Origin of the sequence: Methylophaga sp. UBA2012 (assembly GCF_002335235.1) — a bacterium.
GTDB lineage: Bacteria > Pseudomonadota > Gammaproteobacteria > Nitrosococcales > Methylophagaceae > Methylophaga > Methylophaga thalassica.
Window position 1 is genome coordinate 264,358 of sequence record NZ_DDCG01000005.1, and the last position, 13,722, is coordinate 278,079.

General features: G+C 43.4%; 12 protein-coding genes. All 12 read left to right on the forward strand.

Features of this window, described 5'->3' with window-relative positions; all coding sequences use genetic code 11:
• Positions 1–60 precede the first annotated feature (60 nt).
• Positions 61–417: a ribosome silencing factor gene (rsfS, locus tag B2248_RS06145; RefSeq protein ID WP_007145784.1), complete on the forward strand. Its 357-nt coding sequence runs from the start codon at positions 61–63 to the stop codon at positions 415–417.
• Positions 414–884 (forward strand): 23S rRNA (pseudouridine(1915)-N(3))-methyltransferase RlmH, encoded by a 471-nt coding sequence (rlmH, locus tag B2248_RS06150; protein ID WP_273182306.1) that lies wholly within the window; start codon positions 414–416, stop codon positions 882–884. The genes rsfS and rlmH overlap by 4 nt, the downstream gene beginning before the upstream one ends.
• The gene (locus B2248_RS06155; RefSeq protein ID WP_007145782.1) at positions 881–1,459 is read left to right on the forward strand and encodes a Maf family protein; all 579 of its coding nucleotides are present in this window, start codon (positions 881–883) and stop codon (positions 1,457–1,459) included. The genes rlmH and B2248_RS06155 overlap by 4 nt, the downstream gene beginning before the upstream one ends.
• Positions 1,456–2,928, forward strand: a complete 1,473-nt coding sequence (gene rng, locus B2248_RS06160) for a ribonuclease G (protein WP_007145781.1) — start codon at positions 1,456–1,458, stop codon at positions 2,926–2,928. The genes B2248_RS06155 and rng overlap by 4 nt, the downstream gene beginning before the upstream one ends.
• A gap of 7 nt (positions 2,929–2,935) precedes the next feature.
• A complete protein-coding gene (locus B2248_RS06165) occupies positions 2,936–6,748 on the forward strand; it encodes a YhdP family protein (RefSeq protein ID WP_273182301.1) in 3,813 nt (1,270 codons plus the stop codon).
• A 47-nt stretch (positions 6,749–6,795) separates the two neighbouring features.
• Entirely contained in the window at positions 6,796–8,238 is a 1,443-nt protein-coding gene (tldD, locus tag B2248_RS06170) for a metalloprotease TldD (RefSeq protein WP_007145779.1), read from the forward strand.
• 13 nt (positions 8,239–8,251) lie between these two features.
• Positions 8,252–9,304, forward strand: a complete 1,053-nt coding sequence (locus B2248_RS06175; RefSeq protein ID WP_040576499.1) for a tRNA (5-methylaminomethyl-2-thiouridylate)-methyltransferase — start codon at positions 8,252–8,254, stop codon at positions 9,302–9,304.
• Complete coding sequence (locus B2248_RS06180) at positions 9,301–9,528, forward strand: sulfurtransferase TusA family protein (RefSeq protein ID WP_007145777.1); 228 nt, start codon at positions 9,301–9,303, stop codon at positions 9,526–9,528. The genes B2248_RS06175 and B2248_RS06180 overlap by 4 nt, the downstream gene beginning before the upstream one ends.
• A 178-nt stretch (positions 9,529–9,706) precedes the next feature.
• A complete protein-coding gene (glnA, locus tag B2248_RS06185; protein WP_007145776.1) occupies positions 9,707–11,116 on the forward strand; it encodes a glutamate--ammonia ligase in 1,410 nt (469 codons plus the stop codon).
• A gap of 96 nt (positions 11,117–11,212) precedes the next feature.
• Positions 11,213–11,725 (forward strand): DUF4124 domain-containing protein, encoded by a 513-nt coding sequence (locus B2248_RS06190; RefSeq protein ID WP_273182297.1) that lies wholly within the window; start codon positions 11,213–11,215, stop codon positions 11,723–11,725.
• A gap of 202 nt (positions 11,726–11,927) precedes the next feature.
• Positions 11,928–13,001: a nitrogen regulation protein NR(II) gene (glnL, locus tag B2248_RS06195; protein WP_139031856.1), complete on the forward strand. Its 1,074-nt coding sequence runs from the start codon at positions 11,928–11,930 to the stop codon at positions 12,999–13,001.
• On the forward strand, positions 12,991–13,722 hold a 732-nt coding region (locus B2248_RS06200), incomplete at its 3' end, for a sigma 54-interacting transcriptional regulator (RefSeq protein WP_286722432.1). The genes glnL and B2248_RS06200, both read left to right, overlap by 11 nt.

Consider the following 13,722-nt stretch of genomic DNA (forward strand, 5'->3'; position numbering starts at 1 on the left):
CGGGATATTAATAAGCCCTTACGTTACACTATGAAACAGATAGATTAAATGGAGTGCCCAATGCAGGCAGAACAACTAAAATTACTGGTCATCGATGCTCTCGAAGACATTAAAGCAGAAGATATCCAGGTACTGGACGTAAAAGAAATGACTGATGTGACAGACATCATGATTATTGCCACAGGTAAATCAAGTCGTCAGGTGAAAGCCTTGGCAAATGAAGTCGTCATGCAAGCAAAAGCAGCAGGTGTACAACCTCTAGGGGTTGAAGGGGAAACAGTAGGCGAATGGGCGCTGGTAGATTTAGGGGATGTGATTACACATATCATGACTCCGCAAACGCGTCTGACCTACAACCTCGAAAAACTATGGACTGTACCAGCACAGAGTGAACAGGCTTCGGCTGAGCGGGAATGAAAATAAATCTCGTCGCTGTTGGCAATAAAATGCCAGGCTGGGTGACTGAGGGCTATGAAGAATACAGCAAACGAATGCCTCGGGAATGTGGGTTACAACTGACAGAAATCACGCCTGCACGCCGAACGAAAAATGCGCAGCCAGAACAGTGGAAGAAAGAAGAAGGCCAGCGAATTCTGGCTGCGATTCCAGATAATCAGCACGTGGTGGCATTGGACGTGACCGGTCAAAGTTGGAGTACCGAAGTCTTATCATCACAAATGCAGCAATGGCTGACAGATGGACGTGATGTTGCTTTAATGATTGGTGGGCCAGATGGACTGGATCAGAGTTGTTTACAGCGCGCTAATCAGAAATGGTCTTTATCTGCAATGACTTTGCCTCATCCACTGGTGCGTATTGTATTAGCTGAACAACTCTATCGAGCCTGGACTATCCTGCAGAATCATCCCTATCATCGATCATGAATTTTCCGTCAATTTATCTTGCTTCACGTTCACCACGACGACGTGAGTTGTTATTACAGATGGGCGTGGACTTTTCTGTCATTAATCCAGATGTCGATGAATCTGTCTTTGACAACGAACTCCCGCTTGATTATGTGAGTCGTATTGCTAAGTTAAAGGCACAGACTGGACGAGGTTTGTTATTAGCCGCTGATAAAAAGCCTGTGCTGGCTGCTGATACGGCCGTTGTCGTTGATAACACTATTTTGGGTAAACCCGAGAATGATGAGCAGGCGATAAGCATGTTAAAAATGTTATCGGGTAAAACGCATCAGGTAATGACGGCGATTGCATTGGCAAAAGAAAATTCGATATCAAGCTTAGTTTCTGTAAATGATGTTCGCTTCACTGAGATGAAAGAAAAGGATATTCTCTGGTACGTCAACACTAAAGAAGGTGTCGATAAAGCCGGTGGTTATGCGGTACAAGGTCTGGCTGCTCTGTTTATCGAGCATATAGAAGGCAGTTATTCTGGCATTATGGGATTACCCATCAGGGAAACGGGACAACTTTTATTAACAATGGATGACCAATGAGTAGTGAAATATTGATCAACGTGACGCCGAGTGAAACCCGTGCAGCTGTAGTTGAGAATGGACTACTTCAAGAAGTATTTATTGAGCGTAATGAATATCGTGGTTTAGTAGGGAATATTTACAAAGGAAAGGTGTGTCGCGTTTTACCTGGCATGCAAGCGGCTTTTGTTGAAATTGGCCTTTCAAGAGCGGCGTTTTTACATGTATCAGACATTTCAATACCTAAAGGCCAGACCGGTGATCTGAAAGAAGCCCCCAGTGTTGAGCCGACTATCAGTAGTTTATTACGTGAAGGTCAGGAGATCCTGGTTCAGGTCATTAAAGACCCAATGGGCACAAAAGGGGCGCGTCTTACCACGCAACTGTCGGTTTCATCACGTTATTTAGTGTATATGCCGGAAACGGAAGGCATTGGCGTTTCATTAAAAATTGAAACAGAGCAGGAACGTGAACGACTAAAAACCTGTTTGATTGACCTGCTAGAAGAAGGTGCCGGTGGATATATTCTGCGGACTGCAGCAGAAGGTGTATCAGAAGCTGAATTAAAGGCTGATCTCAAATTTCTTTACCGATTATGGGCGAAACTGCAAGAACGCAAACAACTCGTCAAGTGCGGCGAGCCTCTACATGAAGATCTATCGCTTGCAATGCGCGCATTACGTGATTTATTTTCTGCAGATATTGACCGAATTCGTATTGATTCTGAAGAAACATTTCATAAAGCCGTGCATTTTGCTGAGGGGTTTATGCCTGAGTGTGCCGCTCGGCTTGAGCATTACAAAGGCGATTTACCGCTATTTGATTTGTTCAGCGTGGAAGATGAAATCCAGAAAGCATTGCAGCGTAAGGTACCGTTGAAATCTGGCGGCTATCTTATTTTTGATCAAACGGAAGCCATGACAACGGTGGATGTAAATACCGGCGGTTTTGTTGGGCATAAAAATCTGGAAGAAACCATTTTCAAAACAAATCTCGAAGCTGCGCATGCCATTGCCCGCCAGTTACGGGTACGCAATCTGGGCGGAATCATCATTATCGACTTTATTGATATGGATGAAATTGGCCACCGTGAGCAAGTCTTACGTGCCTTAGAAAAAGCCATGCAGTTAGATCGGGCACGTCATAACATCAGTGCGGTATCAGAGCTTGGTCTGGTGGAGATGACACGAAAAAGAACTCGTGAAAGTTTAGGTCACATTCTGTGCGAAGCCTGTCCTTGCTGTGAAGGTAAAGGCTACACCAAAAATGTTGAAACGGTATGTTATGAAATATTCCGTGAGATTGTACGTGAGTCTAAACAGTATGAGACCAAACAGTTTCTTATTCTGGCTTCACAAGACGTGATTGACCGTCTGAATGATGAGGACTCTACGAAAGTAGCTGACTTAGAACACCATATCGGTAAGCCCATATTATTCCAGTGTGAACCGCAATATGGCCGTGAGCAGTTCAACGTGGTTCTGATGTAGGTATTTGATGCTAAAGCGCAGCCTGCATATTGCCGGACGGCAATTATTTTATCTCACCGCGATTTCGATCACGTTGGGGCTTTTATTACTGATAACCGCTATCTGGCTGTCAGATCAGGTTGCCGAGCGAAAAGATGAAATTGCCAGCTGGGCGTCTCAGCAAAGTGGTTACCCTGTAGAAATAGAAGAAGCTGGCCTGTATTGGCTGGACCTCATCCCCAAACTTGAAATTCGTCAGCTAAAGGTATTGACGAAACAAGGGGATACGCCCATTTTCCAGGCTGGCCAAGTTTATCTGGCGGTAGACGTCTTTTCATCTGTTCGCAGTGGCGAGTTGATGATAGCGGATGCCAGTATCCGTAATGCCCAACTAAAGGTAGAACATACAGCGGATGGTCAATTCCGGGTAAAAGGCTATCAGCATCAATCACAGCAACCGCTTTCTGACGATAATATCCAAACGGTTTTTAACTGGTTAACCAGACTCAAGCATTCACGTTTAGCGAATGTGCAGGTCCAGTACAAAGATGATAATGAACCTGCACTGTCTGGTCAGTACATTATCGAACAGGCATCACTACGATTTAATAACCAACAATTCATTTCTGAAGCCACGTTAGCACTCCCTGAGACTTTGGGGAATAGTCTTGAGTTATCAGCAACCGCCCAAATTAATGATGCACTAAATATTACTTCCTGGCAGGGGCTGTTACGTCTTGATGAGGTTTCTCTGGGCAAATTACTGAAAAAACGCGCATACAGAGGGTCTAAATTAGATGACGGACTATTAACCGCCACATTAAACGTACAGAAAGCAAGCCAACAAGCTTTGCTGGCGGGACTTGAGTTGGAGCTGACTGATGCTACCTTGTCTTCGTCCAAACCTGATGATGAGTTCACAGAGGTGAGCCTTGAACAGCTGATGGGGCATTTTCAACTTGATTATGCTGATAAACAGTGGCAATTACAGGGTAAACAAGTTCAAATTAAAATGGCGGGTGAAGAATGGCCCACGACTTTTTTTGATATAAAACAAGAAACAAATGGTGAATTGTCAGGAAAGGCCTCATTTATTCGTTTGAGTGACATTACTTCCCTAGCGTTATTGATGAATGACATGCCGGCTGTTTTGGTGAATACAAAACCCGCAGGTGATTTGCAAAATGTCTCTTTTGCTTATTCTGAGCAGTCAGGATTGGATAAACTTGCGATGAAAGCCAGTGGTGTTTCTTTCTTACCTTGGCAGGACTACCCAGGTGCTAATGACCTAAGTTTTTCCATTGATAAGGATAAAAATAAAGGCACACTTGAGCTGGATAGCCGAGCAAGCGCCATTTACGCTGATACCTGGCTGCCAGATTCTGTGTTGTTTGATTCGATCAAAGGCAAAATACGTTGGCATAAACAAGACAATGAGTGGGCGGTGAATACAGATGGATTACAAATCTGGAACGATGATTTAAATATTCTGCTTAGTGGCGAAGTTGAACAGATAAAGGGTGTTACCGATACCGACTTAACCTTGACATTGCAGGATATTGCCGCAAATAAATGGCGACAGTATGTGCCTAAAAGAATTTTGCCCGACGACTTTGAAAAGTGGTCAGCTGATGCTTTTCAGCAGGGTATTATTCGTTCTGGCACGATTGTGATGAAAGGTGACCCGACAGCCTTTCCTTTTGATACTGAACCTGATCAAGGTAAGTTTGATATGCAACTGAACGTCGAAGATGTTCAGTTGCATTATGGCCCTGGTTGGCCTGATTTAATGCATGTTAATGGCACAGTGGAAGGTCAGGGTAATAATTTGCTCATTCAGAGTGAGTCCGGACAGATAGCGGGTTTTAACTTTAATAAAGTTACCACCACTATCAGTAATCTCGTTAGGAGCAATCCGATTCTGAAAGTCAGTGGCATACTAAATGGTTCGACCAGTAATGCCTTAGCTTTTTTGAAAAAGAGTCCATTAAAGTCACGCTTTGGCAGTGTTGATGACTGGCTCCAGGCCAAGGGACAAAGCAATATTCAATTAGATTTAACCGTGCCATTAGTGGACCCTGATAATACCCAGGCCAAAGGTTATGTCAGTTTTAATCAAAGTGCTTTAACGACCAAAGCCATAGCAGGGCTGGAAATAGGTAATATTAATGGTCGTCTTCTGTTCAGTAATGACGGTGTATCAGCACAAAAAATCACGGCGACAGCCTTTAATGAGCCCATAGTCATTAATGCGAAAACTGAACAAGCAAAAACCTATGTTGATATCAATGGCAGAGTAGCTGTTGCAGCACTCAATAACACATGGCCAGGTGCCGTGCCTGCATTTGTCCGTGGAGAAAGTGATTATTCAACAGGAATTGCCATCAGTGAACCGAAACCGGGTAATTTTGAACTCAATGTCACAGTCACCAGTGATTTACAAGGTATTCAGATTGATGCACCCAAGCCATTGGGAAAAACGGTCTCAGAGCCTGTCCGGCTTCAGGCTGTGATGCATGAGAAAAGTGATGGCCTGATGTATAACATCCATTATGCAGACTGGTTAAAGGCTGCCATTTATGCTGATAAAAATAGTGAAATTTCTGGGCAAATTATGCTGGGCGGTCAGGCCGCTAACGAATCGCTTAGCGGTTTACAAGTCGCCGGAGTAATTAACAATCTGGATATTCAGCCATGGTTAGACTGGCAAGACAGCTTACCTGAAACAACTGGACCATCATTGCTCGATAAAATTGATAGTCTTGACATCCGGCTGGCTAAACTTCAACTGAAAGAACAGTCGCTTGATAATTTACTTATTAAAGGTAAACAAACCGATTCTAAATGGTTACTAGATTTAAGCTCACCTCAACTAAAAGGCGTTGTGAGTGTGCCGGAGGATATCAATAATTCGGCACCACTTGATGTGAGTCTTGAGTATCTTAAGCTAAACGTAAATGACGAGGATGAGAACGAGCAAGAGAAGAATAAGCAGCCGGCTGATTTATGGCCGCCTATTAAGTTGGCAATTAACTCATTGACCATTAACAATCTTGATTTGGGGCAGTTAGACCTGGAAGCACAGACAACACCAAATCAATGGATAATAAAAACTGCATCATTATCATCGGCGGCAATGAAGGCATCTGCGACTGGAGAATGGCAAAAAACGGAGTCTGGTGATCAAAGTCATTTTGTGCTGGGTATTGAAAGTGATGACTTAAAAGCATTACTCGACCATTTTAATTATCAGAAAGTGATTGCAGCTAAGCAGGTCAAAGTGAATGCTGACCTGAGTTGGAGCCATGATCCCTTGTCATTTTCTCGTCAGAGTCTAAATGGCAAATTGGATTTGTCTGTAGGTCGGGGAAGTTTGCTAGAAGTCGAACCTGGTGCTGCGGGCAGAATTTTTGGATTACTCAGCATTGCCGCTATCCCACGGCGATTATCTCTGGATTTTAGTGACCTGTTCGGTGGCGGCTTTGATTTCAGCAGTATCAAAGGCCATTTTCAGTTTGACAATGGTATCGCTTCAACCAATGATCTGACCATGCAAGGGGATTCGGCTGTGATTGAAATGAAAGGCCCTATTGATATGGTTAATCAGACCTATAATCAAGTCGTGAAAGTCACACCTAAAGTGTCGTCGACCTTGCCTATCGCTGGGGCTGTCGCCGGTGGTCCAGTGGGGCTTGGCGTAGGTACCGCCATCTTGCTGTTTGATAAAATCGCAGGCAGTGTATTGGATAGGGATGTGATTAACCTAATCAGCTATAGTTACAAGCTAACTGGACCTTGGAGTGACCCTAAACTCAATGTTATGAATCCAGCTCAGCAGTAGAATCTGATATCATGTGCCCATCCTAAACAAACGATGATTCTTTATTGATGAGCGCCTCGATTCCCGAAAAAGTTCAACAGCAACTCTTAGTTCCTGTTGGTTTAACAGACACTGATTTGGAAAATGCATTAGCAACGACAATGACCGCTGGTGTCGATTACGCCGATCTGTATTTTCAACAGTCCAGACAAGAAAACTGGGTGTTAGAAGACGGCATTATTAAAGACGGTGGTTATCATCTTGAACAAGGTGTTGGCGTCCGAGCCTGTAGTGGTGAGAAGACGGGTTTTGCTTATTCAGATGACCTGGTTTTGCCTGCTTTACAAAAGGCAGCTAAGGCGGCTCAGGCAATTTCCAGACAAGGTTCTCAACAATCTGTCGCCGTCTGGACAAAACAGCAATCTCCCGTACTGTATACCCCGGATGATCCTATCCTCGCGTTGACCGTAACTGAAAAGCTCAACTTATTACGAGAAGCAGATGCTGCAGCAAGAGCCGCTGATCCTCGTGTTAAACAAGTGAGTGTGAGTCTGGCAGGTGGTATTGATACAGTGTTGATCGCCGCAAGTGATGGCACATATGCCACGGATATCAGACCTCTTGTTCGTATGAATGTCAGTGTGATTGTTGAGCAAAATGGACGCCGTGAGCGTGGCAGTGCTGGTGGTGGTCGTCGGATGGATTATCGTTACTTCCAACAAAATAGTCTGGCTGTTAATTATGCAAAAGAAGCGGTCAGATTGGCTTTAGTTAACTTAGAAGCCGTTGCTGCTCCAGCGGGGACAATGCCCGTCGTACTCGGTAATGGTTGGCCAGGAGTTTTATTACACGAAGCCGTTGGTCATGGTTTAGAAGGTGACTTTAATCGACGAGGTACATCCACGTTCTCAGGGAAAATGGGTGAGCAGGTGGCCTCTCCTTTGTGTACTGTCGTCGATGATGGCACCATGCCGTCACGAAGAGGTTCATTGAATGTGGATGATGAAGGTGTGGAGACCCAATTCACTACCTTGATCGAAAAGGGCAAACTAACAGGTTACATGCAGGATAAGCATAATTCACGGCTTATGGGCAGCACGAGTACGGGTAATGGACGCAGAGAGTCTTACGCGCACTTGCCGATGCCTCGCATGACGAATACCTACATGCTGCCTGGTGAGCATAAAGCAGAAGAGATTATTGCATCTGTCGAGAAAGGCATTTACGCCGTTAATTTTGGCGGTGGCCAAGTCGATATTACCTCTGGCAAATTTGTTTTCTCGACAAGTGAAGCCTATCTCATTGAAAACGGTAAAGTCACCACACCTGTAAAAGGGGCAACACTCATTGGTAACGGACCAGAAGTTATGCAACGCATATCAATGGTTGCTGACGATTTGGAACTTGATACCGGTGTGGGTAACTGTGGTAAAGAAGGACAGAGTGTACCTGTAGGGGTGGGACAGCCTACTCTGAAAATTGATGCACTAACTGTTGGTGGAACAGCTTAGATTTAAAATAATGATGGAAAAAAAACATAAAGCAGTCGCCTTGATTTCAGGCGGTCTGGATTCAATGCTGGCCGTCCGGGTCATGCAAGAACAAGGTATTGAAGTAGAAGGGATTAATTTTTATACCGGTTTTTGTGTTGAAGGGCACACCCATGCCATTCGTAATCAAGATAAGAATAAACAAAAACGAAATAATGCACTCTGGGTGGCGGAGCAACTAGGCATTAAATTACATATCGTTGATGTTATTGAAGAATACAAAGAAGTATTACTGAATCCTAAACATGGTTACGGGGCGAATATGAATCCCTGCCTGGATTGTAAGATTTTCATGGTCAGCAAAGCAGTTGAGTGGATAAAAGAAAATCATCACGATGGTTTTGACTTTATTATTACTGGCGAAGTGATTGGTCAACGCCCAATGTCGCAACGTAAAGCGACCATGCCGATTATCTCTGAAGAGTCTGGTGCTGAGGATTTATTACTCAGACCGTTGTGTGCTAAAAATCTTCCTGAAACATTACCAGAGCGTGAAGGCTGGGTAGATCGTAGTAAATTGTACGATTTTCATGGTCGTAACCGTAAACCACAAATTGCTTTGGCCAAACAGTTTGGCTTAACTGATTTTGCGACTCCAGCGGGTGGTTGTTGTTTTCTCACCGACAAAAGTTACTCTGACAAGCTTGTCGATTTATGGCAAGCGCGTAATAGCAGAGAGTATGAGATGGACGATATCATGCTGCTGAAAGTGGGCAGACATATTCGTCCAAAGGCAGAATTTAAGTTGATTATCGCGCGTGATGCCGGTGAAAGTAAGTTTTTAGAAGGCTATCGAAAAGAGTTTATTAGTATTCACGCCTTAAGTCACAGTGGTCCGATGGCGCTGGTTGACGGTGAGCTTGATGAGGAACAATATGAACTCGCCGCAGCTATTGTCGCTCGCTTTGGGCAGGGTAGAATGGCGGATGAAGTTGAGTTGGATATTGCATTACCAAAACAAGGTAGTTTGCAGGTAAAAACTCCCCCACTTTCTGCGGAGCAAGTTTTACAGGAGTGGTATGTGTGAGTAAGCAAACTTTAGATGCTCGAAAGATGTTATGCCCTTTACCGGTAATAAAAGCTCAAAATCAAATTAAGCAGATGACTAAGGGCGATGAGCTGGATGTAATATGCACGGATCCTGGTGCTTTACATGATATTCCTGCATGGGCTCGCATCAATGGCCATGAAGTAATAGCCACGCAACAAAATGATGATGAACTTGTCATTACGGTTCGAGTTGGTGCGTAGCACTAATGTGGTGCGTTTATGGGTTTTTATGCACTTTATTGGTGCTTAGTGTTGGTGCAAATGCACCTAAATAGTTGATTTTTTTATGTAGTAAAAGTTGGCGTGATTTCTGCTGTATTGTGTCGCGTGTTTAGTTTGCACTACAGAAAGTGCAGTTTATAAAAATTGGAGAAGTTAAATGTCAGTCGAAAATGTGCTTCAAATGATCAAAGATGAGGATGTCAAATTTGTTGACTTCCGTTTCACCGATACGCGTGGTAAAGAACAGCATGTTTCTTACCCTGCACACACAATTGATGAAGATACCTTCACAGAAGGCGCAATGTTCGATGGCTCTTCTGTTGCAGGATGGAAAGGTATTAATGAATCAGACATGATTTTAATGCCAGATCCTGAAACAGCTGTGATGGATCCATTTATGGACGACAACACACTGATTATTCGTTGCGATATCGTCGAACCTGCAACTATGCAAGGTTATGAACGTGACCCACGAAGTGTTGCTAAGCGTGCTGAAGCTTACCTGCAATCTACTGGCCTTGGTGATACTGCTTTCTTCGGTCCTGAACCAGAATTTTTCATCTTAGATGATGTTCGCTGGGGCAGCGATATGTCTGGTTCATTCTTTAAAGTCGACTCTGATGAATCAGCATGGAATACCGAAAAAGTATTCGCTGATGGTAATAAAGGTCACCGTCCAAAAGTGAAAGGAGGATATTTCCCTGTTCCTCCTGTTGACTCACTCAACGATATCCGTGCTGCAATGTGCTTAACCATGGAAGAAATGGGCTTACCTGTTGAAGTTCATCACCATGAAGTAGCAACGGCAGGTCAGTGCGAAATCGGTGTTAAATTCAACACACTGGTTAAAAAAGCGGACGAAGTACAAATCCTGAAATACGTTGTTCACAATGTTGCTCATGCTTATGGCAAAACAGCGACATTCATGCCTAAACCTATCGTAGGTGATAATGGTAGTGGTATGCACGTTCACCAATCTTTCTCTAAAGATGGCGAAAACCAATTCACGGGTAATAAATACGGTGGTTTATCTGAAACTGCGCTTTACTACATCGGTGGTATCATCAAACATGCGCGTGCTCTGAATGCGTTTACTAACTCTTCAACAAACAGCTACAAGCGTCTTGTGCCTGGTTTCGAAGCGCCTGTTATGTTGGCTTACTCAGCACGTAACCGTTCAGCTTCAATCCGTATTCCTTTTGTTAGTAATCCAAAAGGTCGCCGTATTGAAGTACGTTTCCCTGATCCAACCGCGAATCCATACTTAGCATTCTCAGCGATGTTAATGGCTGGTTTAGATGGTATTAAAAACAAAATCCATCCTGGTGATGCAATGGATAAGGATCTGTATGACTTACCAGCTGAAGAAGCAGCAGAAATTCCAACAGTATGTCATTCACTAGATCAAGCACTCGATTGTTTGAATGAAGATCGCGCTTTCTTGACTGAAGGTGGTGTATTTACTGATGACATGATCGATGCATACATTGCATTGAAAATGGAAGAAGTCACTCGTATCCGTATGGAAACACACCCAGTTGAGTATGACTTGTACTACAGCGTGTAATCACTTATGTGATGAAGCTAACAAAAAGCGCCTTTCGGGGCGCTTTTTTTATGGCTGTGAGTTGCGGTTAGAGACATGGTGGAATATGCTTAGCCAATGAGAGTTATATATCTGATTTTCTTGTTATTATTCAGCAGTCAGGTTCTGGCAGCTATATACCGCTGGGTAGAACCAGACGGTACAGTTGTATTTTCTGATGAAGAAAGGCCCGGTGCTGAACTGATTGAATTGCCACCTTCAGCCACGTATTCTCCACCAGAAGTTCAACAAATAAGCCAAACAGAGTCAGAAACAGATTCCTCGCCAGTACCTGATTATCAGATTTCAATTACCGCTCCAGCAGCAAATGAAAGTATTTGGGTAAATAATGGTGATGTGAAAGTCACATTGAGTATAGAGCCAGCACTGAATCCCGACAGAGGGGATGCGATTCAGGTGTATCTTGACGGGCAGGCTGTCGGTGAGCCCCAGGCATCAACCTCTTATCAATTTACTAACCTTAGTCGAGGTTCACACGAAATCACGGCAAAAATTATCAGTGCCGATGATAAAGAATTAGCCTCTGATAACATCGTATTTCATTTACACCGAGCATCTAAGCTAAATTAGCTAACGCACCGATTAATGAGAAAAAGCACGAATATCCAATGCACAGTTATGGTGCATAGGTAGTGGTAGTCTGTATTATTTTTCATTGCACCACTGAGTAAATCTGAGAAGAATTTAATGGTGTTGTTATATCAATCAATAGCTTAACTATAACCCCTTTGACAGTGCTCAAATGTGGAGCGTTTTTTGCTACCAACTGAGCATGAATATGAGTGTTACCACTATGAGCCACAATGCTTTCGCCAGCAATGATGTATTAGAAAGTTTATCTACTTCTATACTGATTCTGGACTCCGCTTTACGCGTTTGTTACATCAATACAGCCACAGAAATTTTATTTGAAATCAGTCAGCGTCAGGCTGAAAACATTCCACTACAAACCTTGTTACCTGGTGAGAGAAAATTATTTAAATCGCTTGAGCGTGTCGTCTCTAGCGGACAAGCACTGATTGAACGTGAAGTACATTTGTTTTTGCCTGCAAGTGGCGAAGTCTTGGTGGACTGCTCTATGAAAATGTTGGATGTGGATGATTCTTACGTCATCCTTGAGCTTGCACTTCTTGATTATCAACAGAGAATAACGCGGGATGAAAATCTCCACACTCAACAGCAAGTCGTTCGTGGCTTGGCTCATGAAATAAAAAACCCGTTGGGGGGCTTACGTGGTGCCGCACAATTACTTGAAAGGCAACTGGACTCTGAAGATTTAAAAGAATACACACGAATTATTATTACCGAGGCAGACCGCTTACAGAACTTGATGAATAGAATGCTGGGACCAAATCAGCAACCTGAAAAACGCCACACAAATATTCATGAGATTTTGCAACATGTTCGTCAATTAGTTGATATTGAAGTAGACGAGCGTCTTCGATTTAAAATTGATTATGATCCCAGTATTCCTGAACTGTATGCTGACTTTGACCAGCTTATTCAGATTTTTCTTAATATTGTAAGAAATGCTGTTCAAGCCATGCATGGTGTAGGTTTGATTATTCTCCGCACCAGAATTCAGCGAAATATCACCATAGAAAAACAGTATTACAAATTGGGCGTTTTAGTTGAGATTGAAGATAACGGCCCAGGTATTCCCGAATCATTACAAGATAGTTTGTTTTATCCATTGGTCACGGGTAGGGCTGATGGAACAGGACTTGGTCTGTATCTAGTTCAAAACTTAGTCCAACGCAATGGAGGAACAGTTTGCTGTTGCAGTAAACCTGGACAAACTATTTTTTCAGTAACATTTCCTTTGGAGTTTGCACGTGAACGCTAGTAGAGCGATAGCTTGGATTGTAGATGATGACCGATCAATTCGATGGGTCTTACAAAAGGCCCTGGAAGTTGTTGACATTACTGTTCGTGCTTTTGAAACCGGTGATATTGCATTAAATGAGCTAAAACAGGGACGTGAACAAAGACCAGATGTCTTGATAAGTGATATCAGAATGCCTGGTATTGATGGCTTGGAATTATTATCCGAGATCAAAGAACGTTATCCTGAACTACCGGTCATTATCATGACGGCATATTCCGATCTCGATAGTGCTGTTTCTGTCTATGAAGGTGGTGCTTTTGAGTATCTGCCAAAACCATTTGATGTTGATGAAGCGGTTGAACTGGTTCAAAGAGCAATAAGTCATAGCCGTGAACAGAATAATAAGCCTGTTGAAGATGTAAATATCAGCACAGAGATAGTCGGTGAAGCACCGGCTATGCAAGAAGTCTTCAGAGCCATAGGTCGTCTTGCCCGCTCGAATATAACGGTCATGGTGAATGGCGAGTCAGGCACAGGTAAAGAGTTAGTTGCACAGGCTTTACATCGCCATAGTCCACGCAAACATGGCCCTTTCATCGCTTTAAATATGGCCGCTATTCCAAAAGAATTATTGGAGTCAGAATTATTTGGTCATGAAAAAGGAGCTTTTACTGGTGCACATGTACAGCGAAAAGGGCGCTTTGAACAGGCTAATGGCGGTACGCTGTTTTTAGATGAA